Source organism: Ponticaulis sp. (assembly GCF_029210165.1).
In the GTDB taxonomy this organism is placed as follows: domain Bacteria; phylum Pseudomonadota; class Alphaproteobacteria; order Caulobacterales; family Hyphomonadaceae; genus Ponticaulis.
The window spans coordinates 2,145,907-2,172,145 of the sequence record NZ_JARGNT010000001.1; the positions used below are offsets into that span (position 1 = coordinate 2,145,907).

General features: G+C 55.9%; 27 protein-coding genes and 2 riboswitches. Of the genes, 9 read left to right on the top strand and 18 right to left on the bottom strand.

What is annotated here, in order from left to right; genetic code table 11:
• Positions 1–84: 84 nt before the first annotated feature.
• Positions 85–1,059, bottom strand: coding sequence for a homoserine kinase (gene thrB, locus P1U45_RS10415; protein WP_301059004.1), 975 nt, complete (start codon positions 1,057–1,059; stop codon positions 85–87).
• A gap of 288 nt (positions 1,060–1,347) precedes the next feature.
• Between thrB and P1U45_RS10420 the strand changes: the two genes are divergently transcribed.
• Entirely contained in the window at positions 1,348–1,914 is a 567-nt protein-coding gene (locus tag P1U45_RS10420) for a hypothetical protein (protein ID WP_301059005.1), read from the top strand.
• A gap of 56 nt (positions 1,915–1,970) precedes the next feature.
• Here the strand turns inward: P1U45_RS10420 and ispH are convergent, their stop codons facing one another.
• Complete coding sequence (gene ispH / locus P1U45_RS10425) at positions 1,971–2,909, bottom strand: 4-hydroxy-3-methylbut-2-enyl diphosphate reductase (RefSeq protein ID WP_301059007.1); 939 nt, start codon at positions 2,907–2,909, stop codon at positions 1,971–1,973.
• Positions 2,910–3,027: 118 nt separating this feature from the next.
• Here ispH and P1U45_RS10430 point away from each other — a divergent pair, with 118 nt between their 5' ends.
• From P1U45_RS10430 to gcvPB, 6 genes are all read left to right on the top strand, one after another.
• Complete coding sequence (locus P1U45_RS10430; RefSeq protein ID WP_301059009.1) at positions 3,028–3,585, top strand: hypothetical protein; 558 nt, start codon at positions 3,028–3,030, stop codon at positions 3,583–3,585.
• A gap of 33 nt (positions 3,586–3,618) precedes the next feature.
• On the top strand, positions 3,619–5,388 hold the full coding sequence (gene argS, locus P1U45_RS10435; protein WP_301059010.1) for an arginine--tRNA ligase: 1,770 nt from the start codon (positions 3,619–3,621) through the stop codon (positions 5,386–5,388).
• A 144-nt stretch (positions 5,389–5,532) separates the two neighbouring features.
• Positions 5,533–5,622: riboswitch (glycine riboswitch) on the top strand.
• A gap of 3 nt (positions 5,623–5,625) precedes the next feature.
• Positions 5,626–5,708: riboswitch (glycine riboswitch) on the top strand.
• 44 nt (positions 5,709–5,752) lie between these two features.
• Entirely contained in the window at positions 5,753–6,898 is a 1,146-nt protein-coding gene (gene gcvT / locus P1U45_RS10440; RefSeq protein ID WP_301059012.1) for a glycine cleavage system aminomethyltransferase GcvT, read from the top strand.
• 20 nt (positions 6,899–6,918) lie between these two features.
• Complete coding sequence (gene gcvH, locus P1U45_RS10445; protein ID WP_366144995.1) at positions 6,919–7,284, top strand: glycine cleavage system protein GcvH; 366 nt, start codon at positions 6,919–6,921, stop codon at positions 7,282–7,284.
• Between the two features lie 40 nt (positions 7,285–7,324).
• The gene (gene gcvPA / locus P1U45_RS10450; RefSeq protein ID WP_301059015.1) at positions 7,325–8,674 is read left to right on the top strand and encodes an aminomethyl-transferring glycine dehydrogenase subunit GcvPA; all 1,350 of its coding nucleotides are present in this window, start codon (positions 7,325–7,327) and stop codon (positions 8,672–8,674) included.
• The gene (gene gcvPB, locus P1U45_RS10455) at positions 8,671–10,230 is read left to right on the top strand and encodes an aminomethyl-transferring glycine dehydrogenase subunit GcvPB (protein WP_301059017.1); all 1,560 of its coding nucleotides are present in this window, start codon (positions 8,671–8,673) and stop codon (positions 10,228–10,230) included. Before gcvPA ends, gcvPB begins: the two co-directional genes overlap by 4 nt.
• 7 nt (positions 10,231–10,237) lie before the next feature.
• Here the strand turns inward: gcvPB and P1U45_RS10460 are convergent, their stop codons facing one another.
• On the bottom strand, positions 10,238–11,422 hold the full coding sequence (locus tag P1U45_RS10460; protein WP_301059019.1) for an acyltransferase: 1,185 nt from the start codon (positions 11,420–11,422) through the stop codon (positions 10,238–10,240).
• A gap of 12 nt (positions 11,423–11,434) precedes the next feature.
• Positions 11,435–12,622, bottom strand: a complete 1,188-nt coding sequence (locus tag P1U45_RS10465) for an acyltransferase (RefSeq protein ID WP_301059021.1) — start codon at positions 12,620–12,622, stop codon at positions 11,435–11,437.
• A 123-nt stretch (positions 12,623–12,745) separates the two neighbouring features.
• Here P1U45_RS10465 and P1U45_RS10470 point away from each other — a divergent pair, with 123 nt between their 5' ends.
• Positions 12,746–13,090 carry a hypothetical protein gene (locus P1U45_RS10470; RefSeq protein ID WP_301059023.1) on the top strand — a complete coding sequence of 115 codons (345 nt, stop codon included), beginning with the start codon at positions 12,746–12,748 and terminating at the stop codon, positions 13,088–13,090.
• Positions 13,091–13,099: 9 nt separating this feature from the next.
• On the opposite strand, the gene P1U45_RS10475 is transcribed toward P1U45_RS10470, so the two are convergent.
• The 11 genes from P1U45_RS10475 to P1U45_RS10525 all read right to left on the bottom strand — a co-directional run bounded on the left by P1U45_RS10475 (position 13,100) and on the right by P1U45_RS10525 (position 22,429).
• Positions 13,100–13,336 carry a DUF2164 domain-containing protein gene (locus tag P1U45_RS10475; protein WP_293608500.1) on the bottom strand — a complete coding sequence of 79 codons (237 nt, stop codon included), beginning with the start codon at positions 13,334–13,336 and terminating at the stop codon, positions 13,100–13,102.
• 120 nt (positions 13,337–13,456) lie between these two features.
• Positions 13,457–14,020: an ATPase gene (locus P1U45_RS10480; RefSeq protein WP_301059024.1), complete on the bottom strand. Its 564-nt coding sequence runs from the start codon at positions 14,018–14,020 to the stop codon at positions 13,457–13,459.
• The gene (locus tag P1U45_RS10485) at positions 14,017–14,586 is read right to left on the bottom strand and encodes a F0F1 ATP synthase subunit B (RefSeq protein ID WP_301059026.1); all 570 of its coding nucleotides are present in this window, start codon (positions 14,584–14,586) and stop codon (positions 14,017–14,019) included. The genes P1U45_RS10480 and P1U45_RS10485 overlap by 4 nt, the downstream gene beginning before the upstream one ends.
• Before the next feature lie 64 nt (positions 14,587–14,650).
• Positions 14,651–14,875: a F0F1 ATP synthase subunit C gene (locus tag P1U45_RS10490; protein ID WP_293608503.1), complete on the bottom strand. Its 225-nt coding sequence runs from the start codon at positions 14,873–14,875 to the stop codon at positions 14,651–14,653.
• A 97-nt stretch (positions 14,876–14,972) separates the two neighbouring features.
• Positions 14,973–15,734 carry a F0F1 ATP synthase subunit A gene (locus tag P1U45_RS10495; RefSeq protein WP_363258726.1) on the bottom strand — a complete coding sequence of 254 codons (762 nt, stop codon included), beginning with the start codon at positions 15,732–15,734 and terminating at the stop codon, positions 14,973–14,975.
• A complete protein-coding gene (locus tag P1U45_RS10500; RefSeq protein WP_366144970.1) occupies positions 15,734–16,099 on the bottom strand; it encodes an AtpZ/AtpI family protein in 366 nt (121 codons plus the stop codon). Before P1U45_RS10500 ends, P1U45_RS10495 begins: the two co-directional genes overlap by 1 nt.
• Before the next feature lie 130 nt (positions 16,100–16,229).
• Positions 16,230–19,694: a chromosome segregation protein SMC gene (smc, locus tag P1U45_RS10505; protein WP_301059029.1), complete on the bottom strand. Its 3,465-nt coding sequence runs from the start codon at positions 19,692–19,694 to the stop codon at positions 16,230–16,232.
• A 136-nt stretch (positions 19,695–19,830) separates the two neighbouring features.
• Entirely contained in the window at positions 19,831–20,487 is a 657-nt protein-coding gene (locus P1U45_RS10510; protein WP_301059031.1) for a thioredoxin domain-containing protein, read from the bottom strand.
• Positions 20,488–20,510: 23 nt separating this feature from the next.
• Complete coding sequence (locus P1U45_RS10515; protein ID WP_301059033.1) at positions 20,511–21,164, bottom strand: thioredoxin domain-containing protein; 654 nt, start codon at positions 21,162–21,164, stop codon at positions 20,511–20,513.
• Positions 21,165–21,201: 37 nt separating this feature from the next.
• Positions 21,202–21,828 carry a DsbA family protein gene (locus P1U45_RS10520; RefSeq protein ID WP_301059035.1) on the bottom strand — a complete coding sequence of 209 codons (627 nt, stop codon included), beginning with the start codon at positions 21,826–21,828 and terminating at the stop codon, positions 21,202–21,204.
• Between the two features lie 46 nt (positions 21,829–21,874).
• On the bottom strand, positions 21,875–22,429 hold the full coding sequence (locus P1U45_RS10525) for a DciA family protein (protein WP_301059037.1): 555 nt from the start codon (positions 22,427–22,429) through the stop codon (positions 21,875–21,877).
• A gap of 45 nt (positions 22,430–22,474) precedes the next feature.
• On the opposite strand from P1U45_RS10525, the gene P1U45_RS10530 reads away from it, so the two are divergent.
• A complete protein-coding gene (locus P1U45_RS10530) occupies positions 22,475–23,551 on the top strand; it encodes an A/G-specific adenine glycosylase (protein ID WP_301059039.1) in 1,077 nt (358 codons plus the stop codon).
• Between the two features lie 10 nt (positions 23,552–23,561).
• On the opposite strand, the gene P1U45_RS10535 is transcribed toward P1U45_RS10530, so the two are convergent.
• The 3 genes from P1U45_RS10535 to P1U45_RS10545 form a co-directional block, all read right to left on the bottom strand.
• On the bottom strand, positions 23,562–23,762 hold the full coding sequence (locus tag P1U45_RS10535) for a hypothetical protein (protein WP_022694957.1): 201 nt from the start codon (positions 23,760–23,762) through the stop codon (positions 23,562–23,564).
• Positions 23,763–23,837: 75 nt separating this feature from the next.
• A complete protein-coding gene (locus P1U45_RS10540; protein ID WP_022694958.1) occupies positions 23,838–24,920 on the bottom strand; it encodes a site-specific DNA-methyltransferase in 1,083 nt (360 codons plus the stop codon).
• 111 nt (positions 24,921–25,031) lie between these two features.
• Complete coding sequence (locus P1U45_RS10545) at positions 25,032–26,168, bottom strand: PA0069 family radical SAM protein (protein WP_301059041.1); 1,137 nt, start codon at positions 26,166–26,168, stop codon at positions 25,032–25,034.
• Between the last annotated feature and the right edge of the window lie 71 nt (positions 26,169–26,239).

Here is a 26,239-nt window from a genome sequence, read left to right on the forward strand (position 1 = left end):
ATAGAAAGCAGAAGCTAGTGAACGGCGGGTTAGCGCGGCTCTTTTTTAAGGTGTTTTTTCTGACTGCTCGTTTTGAGAGCAGGCTCATCCTGCCATGTAACCATAGTCTTCCACGGTCCGTGCCAGTCTGTGGAAGCCAAGCTTTTCTGCATATTCGACCGGATTTTTAGGGCGTACGAGCGCATCGGCTGGCGTATCTGTCCAGTCGACAAGGCGTGTCAGGAAGAAGCGCATGGCCGCGCCATGGATGAGTGCGGGCAGAGCTTTGCGCTCAGCTTCAGTGAAACTGCGAACGCTGTCATAACCAGCCATGAGGGCCCGGCCTTTGGTCATGTTGAATTCGCCGCGCGCTTCAAAGCACCAGGCGTTTAGCGCGATAGCGACGTCATAAGACAGCATGTCGGTGCAGGCAAAATAGAAGTCGATCACGCCAGAGAATTTCTCACCCAGGAAGAATGCGTTATCCGGAAAAAGGTCTGCGTGGATAATACCCCTGGGCAGGGCTTCAGGATCAGGCCACTGGTCATGCAAACGCTCCAGATCGCCGGAGATCAGTGTGGCGAGGTTCGGCGCCAGCGTTGCGGCAACACTTTCGCGGCCGTCATAAAGCTCATCCCACGCATCTATGGACAGATTGTTCGGGCGCCCGAGGGAGCTTGTCTGTAGCGCAAGGTGCATGCGCGCCATGGCTTCGCCAATCTGGCGGCACTGGTTTGCGTCCGGCCGTCGCGGAGACATGCCCTTCAGAAAGGTGACGATGGCAGCAGGCTTGTCGAGAAGTGTCTGAAGCGCTGTGCCGTTCTTGCCTTTGACGGGCTGAGGACACGGGAAGTTCGCCGCCGACAGAGCCTCCATGACGCCCATGAAAAAGGGCAGGTCATCCGGATTTACACGCTTCTCATACAGGGTGAGAATGAAGCGCGCCTGCGTTGTTTCGAGGAGGTAGTTGGAGTTCTCAACGCCCTCCGCAATGCCTTTGAAAGCAACCGCTTCACCGATGTCATATCGGGTCAGAAAGTCGTTCAGTGCGTCGTCGTCAACTTCAGTATAAACAGCCATGCGCTTCCTTCACATGAGAGCCCCATCTGGTCAATTGAGCAGTTGTCGCGGTTTGGTTGAATTACGTGAAACCACGCCGTGGGGCGAAAAGGCAGCCTGCCTGCTTTTTGAGCATGAAGAACGTAAGTTTCCTGTTTTCAGGGGCTTCAGACGTGTTCTTGGAACGAAATGCCAAATTGATGACTTATTTCGTTCTTAAGCGTGGCCCTGTATTGCGAACGTCCCGGTTTTCGGAGACGACGGGATCACATCAGCCTGGGGACAGGCATTTGAAGAATGAGGTTGATTATGCATTTCAGGACACTTGGTGTTTCCATTATGGCGCTTGGGCTTGCCGCATGTGGGGGACAGGACGAGCCAGCGCCGGCAGCGCCGACTCCTGCCCCCGAAGAAGTCGTTGAGACGCCTTCAAACCCGCAGAATATGAGCTGGGAAGGCGCAGCACTCGTTGGCGCACTCAGCGCAACAGATCAGGTTACTGTTACGCCTGGGTCTTCAGTCGTAACGCTGGTGAACACCAATATCGGTGGCATGAACTCTGGCGGTGAAACAACGGGTGCGTCCATCGAGTACACCGGACCAACAATTGGCAGCCTTGATGGCCAGACTGTTACTGTGAGCTTCTCGGCACGCGCTGCGGGTGGTCAGGCAAACCGTGTGGCGGTTGCGTACTCTACAAATGCTGCAGGCAATAGCGGGTGGGAACGCTTTGATCTGACATCGGATTTTGCTGAATATTCTTTCGACTACGCAATTCCGGATATTGTTGACCCGGCATCAGACTTTATAGGCTTTTGGCCAGCTGGTGACACAGTGGTTGAGCTGGAATCGGTCTCTGTGACGGTCCCTGAATAAATCAGGCGAACGCGAAAAGAATGAAGGCGGTGCTGAAGAGCGCCGCCTTTTTTGTATCAGACTGCAAGCACGCGCGGCAGTTTGAAGATCACGTTCTCATCGGTGACGCGGATTTCTTCCATCGAGACGTCAAACCGTTCGCGGCAGGCATTGATGAGATCATCGACAAGGATTTCAGGCGCACTTGCACCCGCCGTGATGCCAAGCGTTGAGATGCCTTCGAACCAGCTCCAGTCTACAAAATCGACAGAGGCAATCAGGCGCGCAGCCTTGGCGCCGGAACGTAACGCCACATCAACGAGACGCTTGGAGTTCGAAGAGTTTTCCGCGCCGATGACCAGCACCAGATCAGCGCCTTCTGCCATCGCTTTGACCGCTTCCTGACGGTTGGTGGTCGCGTAGCAAATATCTTCTTTATGCGGTGCTGAAATAGACGGGAAACGACGCTGCAACACGCCGATCACTTCGGCTGTGTCATCTACTGAAAGCGTCGTCTGGGTCACGAAGGCCAAATTGTCCGGATTGTCGACGCTGATGGTTTCTGCGTCCTCGGGCGTTTCGATTAGGCGAATCGTTCCGTCCGGCAACTGGCCCATTGTGCCGACCACCTCAGGGTGGCCCGCATGGCCGATCAGAAGAATATCGCGCCCTGCATCAGCGTGTTTCTGAGCTTCGACATGAACCTTGGAAACGAGCGGGCAGGTCGCGTCGACGTAAATCATTTCACGCGAAGCGGCTTCTGCGGGTACGGATTTTGGCACGCCATGGGCAGAAAAGATGACCGGGCGGTCGTCAGGGCATTCATACAGTTCTTCTACAAACACAGCGCCTTTGGCCTTCAAGCCTTCGACGACATGGGCGTTGTGAACGATTTCGTGACGCACATAAACGGGCGGCCCCCATTTGGTCAGCGCCTCTTCGACGATCTGAATGGCACGGTCTACGCCAGCGCAGAATCCACGCGGGGCAGAGAGGCGGATCGTCAGTGACTGCATGTTTTCTTATTACCTCTTGTTCACACGGCACAATGCGCCGTTGCCAGTTCGGGTTTGCACCGTTATCACGCTCTAACAGATGGTGTCCTTACAGAAAACGGCCAAGGAGTTGTTTCACGTGCGTCTTTTAGTGTCTTCTGCCCTTGCCGGGTCTGCTCTGCTTCTTTCAGCCTGCTCTACATTCGAAAATCTGGACACACGTCCAAACCAGGGCCCGTGCCCTGCGGCAGGTTCTGTTTATGAAGCACAGCGCATTGTAGAGTTCACCGAAGGGGGCGACCAGTACAACAACATCGAGTTTACCGGTGAGATCAATGGCGTACGCCTGTTCTGCCGTTACCTCGAGGATGATCCGATCGAAGCACAAATCGAGATCGATTTTGCATTCGGCCGCGGCGATGCTGCGACGACGAACCAGCACACCTTCAACTATTTCGTAGCCGTGACGCGTACAAACCGCGCGGTGATCGAAAAGCAGGTCTTCCCTGTGAATGTTGAATTCCGCAACGGTCGTCAGATCGTGACGATGGAAGAGACTGTCGGTCGCATCGTGATCCCACGCGCTGATTCTTCAATCTCTGGCGCGAACTTTGAAATTCTTGTGGGCTTTGAGCTGACCGACGAACAACGCACGTTCAACGAAACCGGTCGTCGCTTCCTGCTCCAGACACAATAACCAGTACAGTTTAGTAAATAAGGAAATCCGGTCATGGCGGACATAGCGTCCGAACTGTCCACGGCATGTGGACAGGCGTTTGAAGCAATTGGTCTTGAAGCAAAACTCGGCATGGTTCGCCGATCCGACCGCCCGGACCTCGCAGATTTCCAGTGCAATGGCGCTATGGCAGCGGCGAAAGCTGCGCGCCGCAACCCGCGCGAGATCGCTGGCGAGCTTGTTGAGAAACTGTCTGGCCATCCCGCCATTGCTGACATCACAGTCGCGGGCCCCGGTTTTCTGAACATCAAAGTGACCGAAAAGCTTCTCGCAGGCCGTGTACAAGGCGTGCGAGAAAGCGAGCTTGCGGGCGCAGACCAGAGCGCAGACACAAAAACCATTGTGATCGATTTTGGCGGCCCGAACGTTGCCAAGCCAATGCACGTTGGGCATCTGCGGTCAGCCGTCATCGGTGACACGCTGAAGCGTCTTTGCCGTTTCCTCGGCCACACCGTCATCGGTGATGCACATCTTGGTGACTGGGGCCTGCAAATGGGTCAGCTGATTGTCGGTCTATCTGAAGAACAGCCTGATCTGCCTTACTTTGATGCTGGCAATGAAGGCCCATTCCCTGCGGAAAGCCCGGTCACAATCGAGGACCTTGCACGGCTTTACCCGCTCGCGTCTGGCAAATCCAAAACGGATGAGGCGTATCGCGAGCTTTGCCAGAAAGCGACGGCAGAACTACAGGCTGGCCGTGCAGGCTATCGCGCGCTTCTAAAGCATTTCATTGATGTGTCGGTTGAAGCGCTGAAAGTCGATTATGATCGCCTCAACGTGTCATTCGACCTCTGGAAAGGCGAAAGCGACGCGGATCCGTTCGTCGCGCCCATGGTCGCTGACCTGAAAGATCGTGGCATTGCCGAAAAAAGCGACGGCGCGTGGATTATTCGCGTGGCGCGCGACACCGACAAAGGCAAAACCGAGATGCCGCCATTTATCCTCGTGAACTCAAGGGGCGGCGTCGGCTATCACACAACAGACCTCGCGACGATTTTCGACCGCGCACAGAACATCAAGCCGGACACCATGCTGTATGTTGTGGACCAGCGTCAGGCGCTGCACTTCCAGCAGGTTTTCCGTGCGTCCGAAAAAGCGGGCTATTTCCCGGAAGCAGGTCTGGAACATATCGGCTTCGGCACGGTGAATGGTGACGATGGTAAGCCGTTCAAAACGCGTGACGGCGGTACAGTGCGCCTGTCCGACCTGAACCGCATGGCGCTGGAAGAGGCTGAAAAGCGTATCTCCGAAGCCAACCTTTCTGATGATCTCTCAGAAGAAGAGGTGCGCGATATCGGCCTGAAGATTGCGCTTGCAGCGACGCGTTTCTCTGACCTTCAGAATACGCGCACCACGGACTATAAGTTCGACCTGGAGCGCTTCACCAGCTTCGAAGGCAAAACTGGTCCGTATCTCCTTTATGCAGCTGTTCGCATCAAAGCGCTTCTGCGCCGCGCAAAAGGCGAGGGGAATGCCGCGGGCGCCATCAGGATCGTCAGCGACACAGAGCGTAAGCTCGCCATGCAGATGGATGGCTTTAATACGGCGCTTGAGCAGGCGTTTGAGAAGCGTATGCCACACTTCCTATGCGAGCATATCTACAACCTCGCTCAGGCGTTCTCAGCATTCTACGCGGCCCATCCAATCGCGGCCGAGAAGGATGCAGAGCTGCGCGCATCGCGACTCGGTCTGTGCGAAGCGGTGCTGAACCAGCTTGAAACCGGCCTCGACATTCTGGGTATCAAAACACCAGAGCGCATGTAGTGCCTCAATAAAGAGCAGGAAATCGCTGATTTTCTGCCGAATTTGCAAGAACTGGGGATAGGCCGCGGAATCTGCGGCCTGTCATTTGACTCTGACCTTGTGAGTCATACTCTTTGACTCGCGTAATGTTTACGCTTAGAGACCACGCTCTCGACGGGAGACACCGGGATTAACCCCGGGGCCGAAGGCGCAACCGCCCCGGAAACGCTCAGGCAAAAGGACCGTTGAGAACGAAAACGCTGGAAAGAGGCAAAAAGCCTCGCCGACGGAGCAAGTGAGCGCGTTTTGGCTCACGGAATCTCTCAGGCACCGAGACAGCGGGGGCTGGCTGCGACACGCGGCTGCTAACCCGTTGGAGTGCATTTTGAGTGACCATCCGCCGCTAGCGCAAACCCCTTTGCATGATGTTCATGTCCGCCTCGGCGCGAAGATGGTCGGCTTTGCCGGTTATGACATGCCAATCCAGTTTGAAGGCGTCATGGCCGAGCATAAGTGGACCCGCGAACACTGCGGTCTGTTTGATGTCTCCCATATGGGCCCATGTCTTCTAACCCTTCCGGGTGGTCCGCGCGCAGACGCAGACGCGCATATCGAGATTGCCAAGCTAATCGAAACGCTCGTTCCGGGCGATATTCAGGGCCTTGAGCCAGGTCAGGCCCGTCTCACCGTGCTGCTCAATGAAGAGGGCGGTATTCTCGACGACCTGATCATTACCCGTCCATATGAAGGCGACCAGCAGGGACGTCTTTACATTGTGGTCAACGGCGCGACTAAGGAAGACGACTGGGCGCTGATGAAAGAAAAGCTCGGTGACCTTGCCGACCTTGAACGCCTCGATAACCGAATTCTTGTAGCCCTGCAGGGGCCTGACGCTGAAGCCGTTGTGACCGAATGCTTCCCGGAAGCCGCTTATCTCGGTTTCATGGAAAGCCGCCGAATGGTCTGCAAAGGCCTGACCTGCATCGTGTCACGTTGTGGCTATACGGGTGAAGACGGATTTGAAATTCTCGTTCCGGCGTCCGGTGCCGGCTATGTTGTCGAACTGCTGGACGATGAGCGGGTAAAGCCGATCGGTCTTGGCGCGCGTGACAGTCTCCGCCTTGAGGCAGGTCTCTGTCTTTACGGGCATGATCTTGATCCGCAAAAGACGCCTGTCGAAGCGTCGCTGACATGGCTGATCTCCAAGAGCCGCCGCCAAGCTGCAGACTTTCCGGGCGCAGAGAAAATCCTCGACCAGATCGCCAACGGTGCACCTGTCCGTCGCGTCGGCATACAGCCAACGGACCGTGCGCCAGCGCGTGAAGGCACCGAGATTTATGCAGGCGACCAGAAGATTGGCGAGATCACTTCAGGTGGTTTTGGACCGACCGTCGAAGGGCCTGTGGCTATGGGCTATGTCGACCGTGAATTTTCAAAGATCGGAACGGAACTGACCCTTATGGTGCGCGGGAAGCCGCGCTCTGCGAAGGTCGCGAAACTTCCGTTCGTTCCACACAATTACAAACGCTGAACTGGGGTTAGGCTATGACTGTGAAATATACTGAAGACCATGAATGGGTGAGCATGGAGGGCGACACGGCAACAGTAGGCATTACCGCTTATGCTGCTGAACAACTCGGCGATGTTGTGTTCGTGGAACTTCCAGAAGAAGGCCGCAACTCTAACAAAGGCGACGAACTCGCTGTTGTTGAGAGCGTGAAGGCTGCATCTGACGTTTACGCGCCGGTTTCCGGCATTGTGAAAGAAGCCAACTCCGAACTGGAAGGCGCACCAGAGACAGTCAATCAGGACCCTGAAGGCAAAGGCTGGTTCGTCAAAATGCTGATCACAGACCCGACCCAGCTCGACGCCATGATGGACGCTGAGGCGTACAAAGCGTTCTGCGCAGACCTCTAAGCGGTCTGACTTTTAAACCAGAAATTCTGAGAGAGGCATAATGAGATACCTCCCGCTTACACAGGAAGACCGCGCAGACATGCTGTCGGTGATCGGCGCAAACAGCGTCGATGATTTCTACACAGACGTCCCTGAAAGTGCGCGCCTGCCGGGCACTGTGCCGGGCCTGCCGGACCATCAGGGCGAATTCGCTGTTGAACGTTATCTGACCAAACTGGCCAGCAAGAACGTCACGGCATCTGACTCGGCCTTTTTTGTGGGCTGCGGCGCGTATAAGCATCATGTTCCGGCGAGCGTCGACATGGTGATCCAGCGCTCCGAATTTCTGACGACTTACACCCCTTACCAGCCGGAAATCGCGCAGGGCACGCTTCAGACCCTGTTCGAATTCCAGACACAGGTTGCTGAAATCACCGCAATGGATGTCGCCAACGCGTCTATGTATGACGGGGCTACATCCTGTGCGGAAGCTGCTGTCATGGCATGCCGTGCGACGCGCCGAAAGAAAGTCGTTCTGTCTGGCGGTCTGCACCCGCATTATGCAGCGTCCACCAAGCTGCTCTGCGAAGCGCAGGGCATTGAGGTCGTACAGCTGCCAGCCGCGATTGATGGCGAACTGGAATTGGCTGGCGCAGTTGATGACGCAACAGCCTGTGTGATCGGCCAAAGCCCGAACGTGTTCGGCACGATTACAGACATGACGCCGGTTGCGGATGCCGCCCATGAGAAGAAAGCGCTGTTTGTGTCTGTCTTCACAGAAGCGGTCAGCCTTGGCCTGGTGAAGCCGCCAGGCGAAATGGGCGCTGACATTGCTGTGGGTGAGGGGCAGTCCATTGGTAACTCCCTCAATTTCGGTGGCCCTTATGTTGGACTGTTCGCAGCGACGCAAAAGCTGGTTCGCCAGATGCCGGGACGCCTGTGCGGTGAAACGACTGACGCAGAAGGCAAGCGCGGCTTTGTTCTGACGCTCTCCACGCGCGAGCAGCACATCCGCCGTGACAAGGCGACGTCTAACATCTGTACAAACTCCGGTCTTTGTGCGCTGGCGTTTACAGCGCACATGACGCTTCTCGGAGGCAAAGGCCTGCATGACCTCGCGGTCCTGAACCATGAGGCAGCGTGTGATCTGGCAGATGCCCTGGAAGCGGTAGATGGTGTTGAAATCATCACGCCGCGCTTCTTCAACGAGTTTGCTTTCCGTGTGCCGATGAATGCAGCTGACGCGCTTCAGGGCCTTCTGGACCGTGATGTTGTTGGTGGTGTGCGTGCATCACGCCTCTACCCGCATGAGGACGAGCTCTCCAACGTCATCGTCTGCGCGGCAACAGAATGCACAACACCTGAAGACATCGCCGCCTACGCGTCAGCCCTGAAGGAGATTCTCTCATGAGCATGAACTCTCAAGGCCGCCCATCAACTCCGGTTGCTACGGGCTCTCAGCATGACACTGAAACAGTATCCGGCTCCAAAGGCCTCTACCAATTTGAACCGCTGATCTTTGAAACAGATCGCTGGGGCAAAACCGGTGTGGACCTTCCCAAAGCCAAAGGCACGAAGTCGCGTCTTGGCGGCGTGGAACGTGCTGGCAAGGCTGAGCTGCCGGGCCTGTCTGAACCTGAAACGGTTCGCCACTATGTGCGCCTGTCACAGCGTAACTACGCGATTGACCTTGGTCTCTTCCCGCTGGGTTCGTGCACTATGAAGCATAACCCGCGTCTGAACGAGAAAATGGCGCGTCTGCCGGGCTTTGCTGACATTCACCCGATGCAGCCTCAGGCGAGCGTACAGGGCGCGTTGGAGATGATCGACGAGCTGGCGACATGGCTGAAAACGCTGACAGGCATGCCGGCTGTGGCGATGAGCCCGAAAGCCGGTGCGCATGGTGAGCTGTGCGGCATGCTGGCGATCCGTCAGGCGCTTATCTCTCGCGGTGAAGCCGATACACGTAAGCGCGTTCTCGTTCCTGCGTCTGCGCACGGCACAAACCCCGCGACAGCTGCCCAGTGCGGATTCATCGTGGACGAGATCAGCGCTGACAAGCGCGGCCGTGTCGACATGGAAGATCTGCGTGCCAAGCTGGAAAAGACCGATGATGTCGCCGGCATCATGCTGACCAACCCAAATACGTGCGGACTGTTCGAAACCGACATTAAGGACATCGCTGACCTCATTCATGAGGCTGGCGGTTATTTCTATTGTGACGGTGCGAACTTCAACGCGATTGTTGGCCGTGTACGCCCGGGTGACCTCGGCATCGACGCCATGCACATCAACCTGCACAAAACCTTCTCCACGCCGCATGGCGGCGGCGGCCCGGGTTCCGGCCCGACCGTGCTTTCAGAAGCGCTCGCACCATTCGCGCCGGTGCCATTTATTCTGAAGGATGAAGACGGCTTCCGTCTGGTGGAAGAAGCCAAAGAGAGCTTCGGTCGTATGGCGAGCTTCCACGGTCAGATGGGCATGTTCGTACGTGCGCTGTCTTACATGCTGAGCCATGGCGCAGACGGCCTGAAACAGGTGGCTGAAGATGCTGTTCTCAATGCCAACTACATTCAGGCGAAACTAAAGACAGTTATGACGCCGGCTTTTGACGGCTTCTGCATGCACGAGGCGCTGTTCTCGGACAAGTTCACGGCTGAGGGCATTGAGACAATCGATATCGCCAAAGCGCTGATCGATGAGGGCTATCACCCGATGACCATGTACTTCCCGCTGGTGGTGCATGGCGCGATGCTGATCGAGCCGACAGAGACAGAGAGCAAAGCAGAGCTCGACCGTTTCTGCGGCGCTCTGGAAAGCGTGGCACGCCGTGCGGCGCAGGGCGATGATACGCTGAAAGGCGCGCCATATCTTGCGCCTATGAAGCGTCTCGACGAGACACAGGCGGCACGAAAGCCGGCGCTGAAATGGGTGCCGCCAGCGCCTGAACAGCTAGCCGCTGAATAATCAAATGCTAAGGCGCGACGGTTTCATTCAGTCGCGCCTTTTCTTTATCCGCCTGAGGCTTCCGGAATGTGCTATTCAGGAAGCGAAGAACAGGCCGCTCGAAGATGTAGAAGGTCACGCCGGCGCATAGCGTTGATCCAAGCACAGCCAGCAGATTGAACACGAGATTGTCGATCAGCCCTTCGCTGCCAACCAGCAAGAAGGAGACGCTGCTCGCCGGTAGCCCAACGCTCATCAGGATCTGAGCTGTAAGCTGCATGACTTTCGGTAGAACCAGCAAAACAATCGGATGGCAGAGATAGAGCGAATAGCTCCAGTCACCCAAGCGAGCTACACTTTTGAAGGCCGGGTTTTCCTTCAGCGCCGCATCAAGACCTGTCGCGCCATAGACCATCAGCGTGAAGGGGAGGGCGAAGTATGCGACGACGATAAGCCTGTCGCCTTCAGCCATGCTAGCGGAGACAAGCGGGTAGGCGATGACCGCGCCGATAAGACCAACGATGAATGCTGGCAGCTGGAATTTCCGGAAGCCTGAGGCAAAGGCAAAGCCCGCAAATGCGCCTAGGATGAACTCAAGCGACATAGGCGAAACGATGATTTCAAGCGTCGCATCTGAGAGCGAGAGTTGTGACGCGAGGACAAAACCCGCCATCACCACTACACCCCATACCGCAAGGCCCGCAGGCATGAGCTTTCGCGGCAGGAAGAGAAGCCCAGCAAAGACCAAATAGAAGCCCATCTCATGGATCAGCGTCCAGCCGACATTCAGAGATGGCAGATTGTCCTGCGGAATGAGCAGGAAAGACTTCAGCATGAAGACATAACCATTGCCCTCGGCTGCGTTAAAGGCATCGGGGTGCCAGAGCGTGCCCGCCATAGCGAGTGAGAGAATGGCGAGAATACCCGCAAACAGCCACCAGACTGGGTAGATGCGGAAGAGGCGTGCCAGCATGAATTGCTTCACGCCACCAAAGCCGCGCGTCAGATCATGCGTGACATAGGCCATGATGAAGCCGGAGATCACGAAGAACAGATCAACACCAACAAAGCCCTGATTGAAGAGTGTTCCAAACAGAGGGCTTTCCGATGCCTCTGCGAGGCTGATCTGCAGGCGTTCATTACCTGTGACATGGAAGAACAGGACCAGATAAGCTGCGAGTGCTCGTAACCCCTGAATGCCTTCAATCTTCATCTGATCCCCCGATTATGGCGCGACGGTTTCATTCAGCCGCGCTTTTTCTTTGTCGGCTTGTGGCTTGCGGAAGCGCTTTGTGAGGAAGCGCAGCGCAGGCTGTTCAAAGAAGTGATAGATGATCGCCGCAAATAGGGTTGAACCGATCACCATACCGGTCATGTAGAGTGCGTTATCGAGTATCCCTTCGGAGCCGAGGCGGAACACATTCAGCTTGCCCGGTGCCATACCAAGCATGGGCTCGCCTTTTGCCGCGATGATTGCGCCGACGATTGGCAGGCCTGCGATCACGAAATGATGGCCGAGATACAGCGAAAAAGACCAGTCGCCTAATCGACTAAGCGGCTTGAGCCACCCGCCCGTCGCGCGCGTGTGAAGGCCTGCAGCGCCGTATAGAAGCATGGCGCAGGGCAGGGTGAAGACCAGCATGCGGCCCCATTCCAGCGTAAAGCGGTTCGGATATGGGTGGAGATATGTTGCTGCGATGAAGGCGACCACACCTAAGCCGAATATAGCGGCCGGGAAGAATGGCTTATCCTGCTTCAGGAACAGATAGGCGGTGAACGCGCCGACGATGAACTCAACAGTGTGCACAGAGAAGGCAAGCTTGAGGTAATCCGCAGCAAACGCGCCCGTCCAGCCCATCGCCGCGCCACCCAGAACGATGACCGCCCACAGGCCCAAAAGAGCAGGCATGTATTTGCGCGGCGCGAGCAGGATGAATGCGAAGACGATGTAGAACCAGACCTCATGCACCAGCGTCCAGCCGAGGCCAAGGATGGGGAAGTTTGGCTGCGGCAGCAGGAAGATGGATCTGAGAATATGGTTCAGCGGATCATTATCGTACTGTGCCAGAGCCGCCGCATCATATGGTGTGCCGTAAGACAGGAAGAAGAATAGCGCCATCATGCCGGAGAAGAGCCACCAGGGTGGATAAATCCGGAAGGCGCGCGCCAGCAGAAAGTCTTTCACCGTTGCGACGCCGGAAGGTCTTGAAAAGGTCACATAGACCATGATGAATCCGGAGATTACAAAGAACAGGTCCACACCTGCCCAGCCATTGGAGAAGAGCCCGCCTACCAACGCATATTCATCGGTTCCCATCTCGCGCGCATATTCGAATTCGATGGCGCGGATATGGTAAAACACTACGAGATAGGCAGCGAAAGCGCGTAAGGCCTGTATCAGGTTCAATCGCATGGTGTGCTTCGTCCCACTTAAAATCATATACACGCGTTGGTGAGCGCTCTTCCGCCAAATAATGGCCGGTTCGTGCGCTTTGTCCAATTGCTTTATATCGCTGCTTACCCCATATCGACTTTCATGATCGCTCCGAACGAAAATCCTTCAACTCCGACAGAGGAAGCCGCCGCATCCGCGACGCAGGCGCCGCCGTCTATGGTGAAGCAAGGTGTGGCCGCAATTATCCGGTCTGCATTGGCGATTCTTGGCACGATCCTGATCCCGCTTGGTGTGATCATTGCCTTCCTGACACCGATCATTCCGATTGGTCTGCCGATCGTTATTCTGGGTGTGGTGCTTCTGGCGCGCAATGCCGTATGGGGGCGTCGCTGGCTGCAGGGAATGCTTGCCCGTCACCCGAGCCTTGAGCGGTTTGCCCCGGACTGGCTACTTCGCCTTATCTTCGGCGAACACAAAGACAGCTAAAGCGGGCTGTTACTTTTCCAGTTGAAGCAAATCTTCTGACAGGCGCTCGATCTGTTGGGTGAGCGCGGCCTGTGTGTCGTAGATCGCCTGATTATAGACAGCAGGTCCGATCTCTTTGATGAGATAGTCCAGAAAGAAACCCGCTTCGAAGCTTCCAACGTCTGCATCCAGTTCTTCGGACATATAAGATTTGATCCCGTCAATCAGGTGATCTCGCTGTGCATCGGAAAGTTTGATCTCAGCCATATCGCAGTTTCCATAGTTTTCAGTCTGTGCCCAGCATTCATGACGGGGCGTGGTGGGGCAATAAAAAACGCCGCTTCGATCGAAGCGGCGTTCTTAAAGTTCTTATCAGTTGAGCAGAGCTTACAGCGCTGACTTAACCTGACCCAGTGCTTCAGTGAAGGTGTCAGCGCCGGATGACTTGTCCGCATTGGAGCGAACCAGATCAGCTGCAGCACGTGTCGCAGCATCAGCCGCTACGCGCTTAACAGCACGGGTAGCTTCTTCTTCTGCACGCGCAATGCGTGCTTCAACCTGAGCTTCACGGCGTGCGACCATTTCAGTCAGATCTTTATCAGCCTGCACGAGCATAGCTTTTGCATCGGCTTCAGCCTGACGAACGATAGCATCGGCCTGATCAGCAGCTTCCTGCTGACGACGCTCAGCCTCTTTCAGCATAGCGGACGCTTCTTCACGAAGCTTCTGCGCTGAGTCGAGTTCGCGTTGAATTTCATCAGCTCGCGAATCCAGCGCGCTTCCAATCGCTTTGAACGCGCCTAAGCGCCAAACGAGAAGCAGGAAGATGATCAGCGTCAGGAAAGCCCAGTGAGTGGTATTCAGATACCACGGATCTGAGCCGGCCGCGAACGCAGACGGTGCAGCAAGAGCAGCTATAAGACCGGCGGACAGGATGCGTGTCATTTTCATGCTGCAACCTCATCCAGGGACTTCGCTACAGAAGCAGCGATGTCTGCCTCGGAAGCTGTTGTGCCAAGCTGTGAAAGGATAGCGCCCGTGGTGCTTGCTGCGATAGATGCAACATTGTCCATGGCTTTAGCCTTCATGTCATCAATCCGGGTTTCAGCCTCGGAAAGCTTTGCATCAAGCTCAGCTGTTTTAGCTGCACTTGCTTCTGCGATTTTAGCGTCGATCTCAGATCGGGCCTTCTCCGCATTCATGCGAGCTTCCGCACGAGCTGTTGCCAGCTGCTTGTCGGCTTCCATCAGAGCTTCGTCTGCTTCAGACTTCATCCGGGCTGCTTCATCAAGGTCGGACGCAATCTTACCTTTACGTTGCTCAATCACGCCACCGAGTTTCGGCAGAATAAGGCGAGACAGGAACAGGTAAAGGAGGACAAATGCAATTGCCAACCAGAAGAGCTGTGATGCGAATGTGCTCGTGTCAAACGGCGGAAACGCAGGACCTGCATGTTCAGCGCCATGCTCGGCAAGGGTTTCAACCGCGTGATCAGCACCGTGGGTATCATTTGCCATGGGTGTTGACCTTAATCAGTGTTACGCGGGCCCGGAAACTGGGCCCGCCCAATGTAGCTTAAAGTTAAACTACGAACAGAATAAGGATCGCGATCACGAAGCCAAGGATACCAAGTGCTTCCACAAGCGCGAAGCCGAGGAACAGGTTGGTTTGTTGCTGCGGAGCAGCAGATGGGTTGCGCATAGCAGCGTCGAGGAAGCTAGCAAAGACGTTACCAACGCCCAGAGCTGCACCAAACATAGCGAGGGTTGCGAGACCCGCACCAACGTACTTCAGACCTTCTTCCATGGTAATTACTCCCCTAAATGGAAACTGTGCTCGTAAAAATCTACTCTGCCGATTTGGTCAAGACCAAGTTTCGGACTTTGTGAGTTTGAACGCTCTCTTAGTGAGATGGGTGGAATGCATCATTCAGGTAGATGCATGTGAGAATGGCGAAAATGTAAGCCTGCAGGAAGGCCACCAGAAACTCCAGCGCGGTGAATGCAAGCGCGAGTGCAAATGGGCCGATAGCCAGGACTGACAGGATGCTGGCGGTGCCGAGAAGGGCTGTTGTGAAGCCTACGAAGAGCTTCAGAACGATGTGACCAGCGAGAATGTTACCGAACAAACGCAGAGACAGCGTAAGTGGGCGAACGAAGAAGGAGATGATTTCAAGCGGAACAAGAACCACAAGAAGAACTGGAGGAATTCCTGATGGCGCGAAGAGTTTCAGGAATTTCAGGCCGTGTTTCATGATGCCGAAAATGATGACGGTGAAGAATACCAGCAAGGCAAGAGCCGCTGTTACCACAATCTGAGCCGTCGGCGTGATGAAATACGGGATCATTCCCAGCATGTTCGCGCCGAAAATGAGTAGGAAGAGCGTGAAAACGAATGGGAAGAAGCGGAAACCTTCTTCGCCAATTGTGTCACGGATCATGTTTGCGATGAATTCGTAGCCAATTTCACCAATCGACTGGATGCGGGATGGCACCACCTGCGGGCGTGCAATTGCCAGCACGAGGAAAAACACAACCAGGCCAACAGCGAGCAGCATAGCAAGGCTTGCTGTGGTGAAAGAAATGTCGTGACCAGCCAGTGACGGAAGTGAAATCAGTTTCTGAATCTGAAACTGATGCATTGGGTCGAGTTCCATACGAAACATCATGCCTGTTCGTGCCCCTTATTTGCTTCGTCAGTCTTTGCTGGCGACGCATCAATCTTCGTTTCCGCGTTGCGCTTAGCCTGCTGTTCGGCAGTACGCAACATCATTCTGAAGCCAGCGGCAATTCCAAGCGACATAAGAACGATCAACCCCCAGGGTTTTGTTCCTGCGACCTGGTCAAGCGCGAGACCAAAAAGTAATCCGACCAAAACTCCCCCGAAAAGATCGAGGACCATTTTCATACCGAGACCGTAGCCTGCGCCGGAAGATGAACCGGGTTTGCGTTCCGTCTTCGCCCTGTGTCTGTCCTGCGCTGCAGCGATGCGCGCAGCCAGATCGTCTTGTTCTGGCGAATTAGGAGGCATGAGCCCACCGTGAATGAAAAATTAAGCTGTGACCGAAGTCGCGCGGAAACTAGCCATGTGCAGTTGCGAAGTCAAGCAGGCTGAGAAAGACTAGTGCTCTGAAAATATTGATAAAAAATATTATCTCTGACTATTCAGCTGCGACTAATTGTTCCGCAGTGCCCAAATCCACTGAAACGATGCGCGAAACACCTTGTTCCTGCATGGTAACGCCGAACAGGCGGTCCATACGGGACATAGTGACCGGATTGTGCGTGATTGTAACGAATCGCGTTTGTGTCCGGCTCTTCATTTCTTCAAGCAGGCGGCAGAAACGGTCGACGTTTACATCATCTAGTGGAGCATCGACCTCGTCGAGGACACATATCGGGGCAGGGTTAGAGAGGAACACCGCGAAAATAAGCGCGGTTGCCGTCAACGCCTGCTCGCCGCCGGACATCAGATTGAGTGATGTGACCTTTTTACCTGGCGGCTGGGCGTAAATTTCAAGGCCGGACTGGAGCGGGTCATCCGCTTCAACAAGCTTGAGTTCGGCCTGACCGCCATTGAAGAGTGCGGTGAACAGGCTCTGGAAATGCTCGTTGACCGTTTCGAACGCTGCGAGCAGGCGACCGCGTCCTTCTTCGTTCAGCGCGTGAACGCCTTCGCGGAGTTTCGCAATGGCTGCGGTGAGGTCGGCTTTTTCTTCATGTTGCGCGCCAAGACGCTCAGCCAGTTCTTCGGCGTCTTTCTCAGCGTCTTGATTCACGCTGCCAAGCGCAGCGAGTTCATGCTTCAGGCGCACGAGTTCGTTGTCGAGTTCTTTGGATTCGCGTTCCATCCACTCTTCTTCGAGTGCCGATTCGGCAAGCTGGATCAGGCCGTGCGGCTGACGGTTAAACTGAGAGCTGGCGAGTTCGACCGCATCGTTCAGGCGTTCTTTGGCTGTTTCCAGATGAGCCTGCGCCATGACTGTAGCCTCACGTGCCTGCGTCGCGGCTTCTTTGGCGCGGCGTGCCTCGGCCTCTGTTTCACGCGAGCCTTTTTCGGCTTCGGCGTGCAGGTCTGCGGCTTCCTGACGTTTTACTTCCAGGGCCTGAAGCTCTGCAGCCAGCGTTTCAATGGCTTCGTCAACGCGTTCCGGACCGGCTTCTACCGTTTCCAGCGCCGTACGGCTTTGCGTGCGCGCCGCTGTCAGTTCCGAGATTCGGGTCTTTGAGCTGTTCAGGCGTTTGGTCCATTCCTGAACTTCACGTTCCAGGCCGCGCTTGCGTCCTTCCAGACGCTCGCGGTTGCGCTGTAAATCGGAAAGGGCGTTGCGAGCCGCCTGTTCGTCCTGACGGAGTTCATGAATGCGGCGGCGGACATCACCAAGCTCCGCTTCAGCTTTGGCATCGTCGCCTGAGGCGGACACATCTTGTAGAGCGTCGACTGCTGCTTGCGCATCATCACGTTGCTGGCGCGCTTCGGAGACGGTGGATTGCAGATTATCGCGCTTCAGGCTGGCGCGTTCCAATTCCTGCTCGGCGCGGAAAACAGATGCGCTCGCTTCATTTCGTGCTTTCTGCAGGGAAGGGGCGTGGGCGCGCAGGTCGCGAAGTTCTGACTCGGCTTCGCGGCGCCGCGTTTCGATATCGGCTTGTGCCGCCTGTGCCGAAGCCAGATTTGATTCCAGCTGCGGAAGCTCGGCCTGACAGGCTTCGAGACGGTTTTTCTGTTCAAGCTGTTCAGCCTGAGACAGTGGTGCATCACTACGGCGGATATAGCCATCCCAGCGCCAGAGGCCGCCTGTCCTGGAGACAATTCGCTGGCCGACCTGCAGCTGACTGCGCAGCGCGTTTGCTTCGGCGTCAGTTTCGACAACACCGCATTGCGCCAGACGGCGGTCAAGTTCGGACGGCGCTGAGCAGACTGAGTTGAGCGGCGTCACACCAGCCGGAAGTGACGGGTCGGATCCTCTGTCTGCACCCGCCCAGTAAGATGGGGCATTCGGATCAGTCGGCGCGTTGAGATCATCGCCAAGCGCAGCGGCAAGCGCGCGCTCATAGCCAGCCTGCGGGCTGAGGGAATCCATAATCGGCGGCGCAGACGAGCTTTCAGCCTTTCGCAGCAGGCGTTCCAGGCCCGCAATTTCGGCTTTCACACTGCGCAGTGCGGTATCAGCGTCTTTGACCGGTTCGCCCACAGTCTCTTCCTCGCGGCGAAGGGCGAGCGAGCGTTGTTCGGCTTCAGATATAGATGCGGCCATATCTTCGAGTGCAGATTCGGCGTCTGCCAGTTCGGTGCGCGCTGTTTCGAGAGCTGTTTCCAGCGCAGACACATCCGGCAGGCGGGAGAGCTCTGCTTCCAGCTGGTTCAGGCGAGCATTTGTCTGATTGAGGCGATTGCTCAGATCCCGGCGATTGCGTTCAGCTGCTTCGCGTTCGGCGCGGAGGCGGGCGAGGGTCTCAGTCGCGGTCTGTCCGGCGAGTTCAGCTTCATTGAGGTCTTTCTGCACCATTTGCAGACGGCCCTGAGCTTCCATCTGATCGCGTTCGAATACAGCTGGGTCCATGCTCGGAAGAGAAGCAAGCTGTCGTTTGGCATCTTCAATGCGAGATTCAGCGTCTTCAGCTTGCCCCTGTTCACGCTCGATATCGGACACGATGCGTTTCAGATCAGAGGCGTGGCGTTCCAGCGCCGTCTCGATGGCGCGTTTTTCGGCCTGAAGCTCGGTCATGCGAACTTTTGCCTGACCAACGCGGCCGGACGCTTCGGTTTCTGCCAGGCGAAGCGGTTCAATTTTCTCGCGGGCCTGAAGCGCGGTGCGCTCTGCCATGGCGTCTTCAAGTGTCAGCTTCTCAACGCTTTCGCGTGCATCACGCAGCGCCTGTTGATGCGTATTCACCGCCTCCTGCGCCAGCGACCAGCGGCGATGGCACAGCAGGGCTTCAAGACCGGTGATAACGGCGGACAGGTCTTTATGCTTACGCGCTTTACGAGCCTGACGTTTCAGGCTTTCAAGCTGGCGTTCCACTTCCGATGAGAGATCATCAAGGCGTTCAAGATTGCTCTCTGCACCGCGCAGCTTAAGTTCGGCTTCGTGGCGGCGCGTGTTTAGACCTGCAATACCAGCAGCTTCTTCGAGGAGACGGCGGCGGTTTTGTGGCTTGGATCCGATCAGCTCGCTGATTTGTCCCTGACGAACCAGCGCGGGAGAGTTTGCACCTGTCGAGGCATCCGCGAAGATGAGCTGGATGTCCTTACCGCGAACAGTCCGCCCATTCACTTTATAGGTGGAGCCAATGCCACGACGAAGACGACGCAGAATTTCCAGCTTGTCATTATCGTTGAATTCCGGCGGCGCACGGCGATCCGTATTGTCGATCACCAGCGTCACTTCAGCCATTTCGCGGGCAGGGCGCTTGGCCGTTCCGGAGAAGATGAGGTCGTCCATCTCGCCGCCACGCATAGCGCGCGCAGAGCTGGCACCCATCACCCATCTCAGAGATTCCAGAAGGTTCGACTTACCGCAGCCATTCGGCCCGACAATACCCGTCAGCCCCGGCTCAACATAGAAGTTGACCGGATCAACAAAGGATTTGAACCCTGCAATTCTGATCTCGGTGATCTGCAATCAGGACCTCAATTCCGGAGAACGCACGTCTCCATAGCTTACGACTCTGCAGCATCGCTAGATTCGCAAGACGTTACGATACCAGAACGAATTCGTGTCAGAAAGTCTGTGCAAAACTCGAAAAGAGGCCGGAAAGCTAGTCGAGCGCCGCCAGAGCAGCATCGATAACGGCGTTCATGCCGTCTGGTGTGCGTGCTTCATTGCCAAGTTGTGCGCCATTGAGGAAAAGCGTGGGCGTGTGAGTGACACCCAGCTCTTCGCCGCCACGCACAGTTTCCATCATGGAAGAAAAGAGTTCGCGGTCGCGCGTACACTCGCGAAAGCCGGCATTGTTGATGCCGTATTCAGACGCAATATCACGCAACATGTCGCCAGCAGAGCCGGACCGGATCGCGTTGAAGAAATCCTGCTGGTTGTCGTAAAACTCGTCCAGCACATCATAATAATCATCCGCACCGGCGCAGCGCGCGACAGCAAAGCCAGCGGTTGCGATCTCTGCAGGCGCGGTCGGGAACTCGCGGAAGATGAAGTTGATATCGCCTGCGTCTACGCGTTCCTTGATGACGGGCATGACGGTGGCGTGGAACTGGCCACATGCGCCACATGTGATGGATGCGTACTCGACCAGCGTAAGAGGCGCATCCGGATCACCCATGATCACATCGCCAATGGCGATCTCGTCGAGGGTTGCCGGGCCGCCGTCATCCTGCGCGCTGGTTCCACCGCTGCCATCTCCGCAAGACGCGAGTGTCAGGGCGGCGACAGAGGTGATGAAAGCACGCAGCATGGTCATATCAGTGTGTCCGTTCGAAAAGATTATTCAGCGGCGAGGGCTGCGTCGATCAGCGCGGCCATGCCTGCGCCAGTCTGGGCATCATTGCCGAGCAGTTCGCCATTCATGAAGATGGTAGGTGTGCCGACAACGCCAGCGTCCTGACCAGCCTCAATCGTTGCAACCATAGAGTTGAACAACTCTTCATCTGCAAGACACGCGCGGAATTCAGGCTCTGAAAGACCAGCTTCAGCAGCAACGTTCGTAAGCCATTCGCCCACAGTGCCACCACGTGCAGCAACCATCATCTCGTCCTGTCCGGTGAAGATTGTATCCAGAGTCGGATAGTATCCGTCTTCACCTGCGCAGCGAGCGATTGCAAAACCAGCCATGGCGATCTGAACCGGCGCTGTCGGGAACTCGCGGAAAATGAACTTCACTTCGCCCAGCTCGATACGCTCTTCGATGACCGGCATGACCGATTCATGGAAGTGCGCGCAATGAGGGCAGGTGAGGGACGCATATTCAATGATTGTGATCGGCGCATCTGCATCGCCGAGCACAACGTCTCCCAGAACAATGTTGTCGAGCACGACTGCAGGCGCTGGTGCTTCACCTTCCTGCGCGAGAGCAGCAGTCGGTGTTGCGGTCAGTGCTATTGCAGTGAGTGCTGCGGTCAGCCAGTTCGGGGATTTCATATATGTCTCCAGTCGGTTGCGGATAGTCTGGTGAGGGTTAGTCAGCCAGTGCCGCGTCAATCAATTCGTTCATGCCCTCTGGTGTCTGCGCTTCGGGACCGGCAAGTTCGCCATTGATGAAAATGGTCGGTGTGCCTGAGACGCCCTGAGCCTGCGCATCACGGATGACGTTGGACATTTGTTCGTACAGGTCCTGGTTTCGTGTGCAAGCACGAAACTCAGTTGCATCGAGGCCGTGGCGTGCAGCGGTCGCCTGGAGCGCGTCGCCAACCGTGCCGGTGCGTGCAGCCTGGAAAATATTTGTCTGGTTTTCAAACAGGTCGTGCAGAACATCATAGAAGCGATCTTCGCCTGCGCAGTGCGCAATTGCGTGGCCCGCCATAGCGATCTCGACCGGTTGTGTCGGGAAACCGCGGAAGATGAACTTCACGTCGCCAGCTTCAACGCGTTCTTCAATGGTCGGCATGACTTCCTGTGAGAAGGTCGCGCAGTGTGAGCAGGTAATGGACGCGTATTCAATGATCGTTACAGGCGCACTTGCGTCGCCCAGTACAACGTCGCCTTCAACGACGCTGGCGGTGCCGCCAGAACCGGAATTGCTGCCGCCACATGCCGCGAGCGCAAGTGCAGCTGTCGCAGAAATAAGCCATTTAGATACGTTCATGCCCGTCATCCGTTTGTTTGTCCTACAGATTCGCCCTTAGGCGTGTTCAGCGGTCCTCTCTATAGACTGCCTCACCGAACGCCAACAGTGCCTGAGACAAACGTGGATTTTTTACGCTTGCAACACCTTCATTCAGTTGATCACGTTCTTGTGCACTCAATGGGCGAAGCTTGCGCGCCTTGTCGCCATTCTGACCCGGCGTCGCTTTGTGCACAAATTTCAAATCTTTAAGAAAACCGCCGCTTGACGCCGCCAGCCTTTGTTTCAGCATCTCGCTCTGATGCTGGAAGATAGGTGAGGCGGACGGCAAAATCTCCAGCGTAAGAACACGGTTCTCCGCTTTGCCGGTCAGCTTGACCGGATACGACAGCTTGGCGAGACGTTCGCCGACAAGATCTTTCCATCGGCGTTGAAGCATGGAAATGCCCGGACCTTCATTCTTGGTGTAGGGCTTCATGATCTTGGTAATGCGCAGGCTCAGGCGTTCGCCCTGACCGTTTGCAGGCCGCGCACGGTGTTTGGACAGCCGTTTCAGCGCCGCACGTTCGGCGTCGAAGTCCAGTGACTGTGAGATTTCGGAGCGGTTCGTGTCGCCGGGCATGCAAATCATCTCATATCAGGGATGGCCCCGCGAAAGAGAGGCGCTATGTATCCATTGATGTCTGATACCCATACACCCGGCGCCGAGATCAGCGCAAATATTCTTCGCTGGTATGACGCCTCAGCGCGCAGTCTACCGTGGCGTGTCTCGCCTCAGGACCGGGCTAAGGGTGTAAAGCCGAACCCGTATCACGTCTGGCTGTCGGAAATCATGCTCCAGCAGACGACTATTCCGCATGCGACGCGCTATTTTCTGGACTTTGTGAAACGCTGGCCGACGGTTGAAGACCTCGCGTCTGCGCTGCGAGATGACATTATGAACGCATGGGCGGGGCTTGGGTATTACTCGCGGGCGCGCAACCTTTATGCCTGTGCGCAGGAGATCGCTGCGCAGGGCGGTTTTCCCGAAACCAGCGCGGGGCTGATCAAGCTGCCGGGTATCGGGCCTTACACCTCCGGCGCGATTGGCGCGATTGCCTTTGACGAGCAGGTCGCGGCGGTGGATGGCAATGTCGAGCGGGTGACGACGCGTCTTCTCGCCATGGATGCGCCACTGCCGGACATCAAAAAAGATATCAAAGCCATTGTCGAAAGCTGGGTGCCAGAAGATCGGCCGGGCGACTTTGCGCAGGCCATGATGGATTTAGGGGCAACGGTCTGCACGCCGCGCTCGCCTGACTGCCTGATCTGTCCGCTCAGTGAGCCTTGCAGTGCACGAGCGCTGGGTCGGCAGACAGACTTTCCGGTTAAGCCTCCGAAGAAGACCAAGCCGATGCGCCAAGGCGCAGTGTTGCTCGCAATTTCTGGTGAAGGGCTGGTCGCTGAACGCCGCGCGGATAAAGGGCTGCTAGCCGGAACTTTGGGCCTGCCGACGACGGCATGGAATGACGTACCATCAGAGCCAGCAATTGTTTCAGAGGACCGGTACCTCGGCCGTATCGAACACGTGTTTACGCATTTCCGCTTATACCTCGACGTCTACACGTCAGAAGCGGCTGAAGCCTTAGATTTGATTGTAGAGGGAGAAGAGGAGCTGATCCGACTGTCAGAGCTATCGTCTGCGGGGCTGCCATCAGTATTCCGGAAGGCTCTGAACCTTTATCAGAGCCCCCGAGGAACGTAGTTCAGAGCGGCTAGCCGTTCTGAAGTTCTGCTTTTACCTGTTCGTTATGCGTCTCGGCCAGGTCCCAGATTTCTTCAAATGTGAGCGTGCCGTCGGCGGCGATGACATAGTCACCTTTTTCGTCACCAATCAGTGTGTAAGCACTGTCTGGATCATCCGCGTCTGACTCATACCAGTAATCAAGCGCATACAGGTTTATAAGCCGTGTCATGGGGCCTCCGTGTTAAACCCGAATCGGTGTTGCCCTTCCAGCTATATATAAAGGTAAGCATCAATAATGCGTTGATCAACCGAGTCCCATCTGAGTACGGAACTTTCTGCGTAGAAGATCGATCGGTTCCAGACCGTTCCGGCTCTCATAATGCCAGAATGTCCAACCATTGCACGCTGCTGCACGCTGAACATGCGCGCCAAGACGGTGAATAGAGCCGACATCACGGCCATTCGTCAGGCTGCCATCAATGCGAACGCGCGCTTCATGGCGACGTGATGCAGAGAAAAGACGGTCGCCCGGACGCAGATATCCGCTCTCGATCAGAGCGCCGAATGGCACACGTGGCTCTGCCTTTTTGCTTGTGACAGTTTTAAGCTGTTCGCTCTCGTAAGGCTGAACACGGGCAAGGCGCTCACGGGCATGACGCGCATAGCCACCATCCTGTTCGATACCGACGAAGCGGCGGCCAAGTGCCTTGGCGACAGCGGCCGTCGTGCCTGTGCCGGAGAACGGGTCGAGAATAAGATCATTCTCTTTACTGGTTGCCAGCAGGACGCGGTGAAGCAGGCCTTCAGGCTTTTGTGTCGGGTGAACCTTCTTGCCGTCATCGCCTTTCAGGCGCTCCTGACCTGTACAGATCGGGATCGTCCAGTCCGAGCGCATTTGCAGGTCATCATTGAAGGTTTTCAGAGCGTCATAGTTGAACGTGTACGGTTTCTGGTTCGGGTGCTTTGTCGCCCAGATCAGCGTCTCGTGCGCGTTCTGAAAGCGTGTGCCCTTGAAGTTCGGCATCGGGTTGGTCTTGCGCCAGATCACGTCATTCATGATCCAGAAGCCGGCATCCTGAAGGATGGCGCCAACGCGGAAAATATTGTGATAGCTGCCGATAACCCAGATCGCGCCTGTGTCTTTCAGAACGCGGCGGCAGGCAGCCAACCATTCATGGGTGAAGAGGTCATAGGAATCGAAGCTGTCGAACTGGTCCCAATCGTCGGTAACGCCTTTAACTTCGGAGTTGTCCGGACGGGTGAGATCGCCGCCAAGCTGTAGATTGTATGGTGGGTCTGCAAAGATGAGATCCACCGAGTTTTCCGGCATGCGGTTCATCACGTCGACGCAATCACCTTGGATGATCACATTTTCCAGCGCGTCCATATCGAAAAAACCTCGTTCTAAAATTCTTCTGAGATGCCAATCCGAAGTGATTTCATGAAGAATGTCTTACCGAAGCGAATCAATCGGAAAATTTTGTTAAAATTTTACGTTTCAGAATCCGAAGGACATTTGCGGCGAGTCTTTAGCTGGCACTTTGAAGAGGTCACATCGCAATCGGGCAGGTTGTTCTGTCATCCCTGCGCGCCTGACTGCTTTCTTGAAGCGCGCCGCAATCAGGTCAGCAACAGGGCCGTCACCACGCTGACGTTTATGCCATTCAGCATCATAATCTTTGCCGCCGCGCATGTCTCTCAAGGTGTTGATGACGCGCGCTGCTCGATCGGGAAAATGCGCTTTCAGCCATTCCTGAAAAATATCCTTCAGCTCATAGGGTAAGCGCAACAGCACATAGCGCGCATTAATCGCGCCTGCGTCAGCGCCGGCCGAAATCATGGCCTCGAGCTCACTGTCATTCAGGCAAGGGATAATGGGGGCGGTCATCTGAACGACAGGTATGCTCGCTTTCGCCAGCGCCTCTATCGTTTGCAGGCGAAGTGACGGCGCAGCCGCGCGCGGTTCCAGTTTGATTGAAACATCATGCTTGAGCGTTGTCATGGAGACGCCGGTAGACACCAGGCCGCGCTCTGCCATGCCTGACAGGATATCAATATCCCGCCGGATCAGCGCGGACTTGGTGAGGATCATCACCGGATGGTTGAACTCGTCCAGCACACGTAAGATCTCGCGTGTCAGGCGCAGGCGCTTTTCTTCCGGCTGATAGGCATCGGTATCGATGCCAAGCGCTATAGGGCGTGGTTCATATTTGCGCCCTGAAAGTTCGCGCCGGAGCAGCTCGACAGCATTGTTCTTGAAATAAAGCTGTCGTTCGAAATCGATGCCAGGCGAATGGCCGAGATAGGCGTGCGAGGGACGGGCAAAGCAATAGGCACAGCCATGCTCGCAGCCACGATAAGGGTTAATCGAACGGTCAAAAGAAATGTCTGGTGACTGGTTTCGCGTGATGATGGTGCGCGCTGTTTCAGAGTGCCATGAAATGCGGCTGGCCTCATCTATAAAGTCTGTCGCATTTTCCCAGCCATCATCAAACTTATCTGTCTGAATAGTTTCGAAACGTCCTGCAGGGTTGGATACGGCGCCGCGTCCCCGCCTTGCGTCTGAAGGCGAAAGATCATTGAGTTCATTGGACTTTATGCGTCCGCGTTCCGGTAGTTTCTGGCTGACTTTCATGCCCTATGAATAGCAGTAGAAAAAGAACAAAACAAGAACAAAAGTGGCAAGGATAGACCGTCTTCAACAGG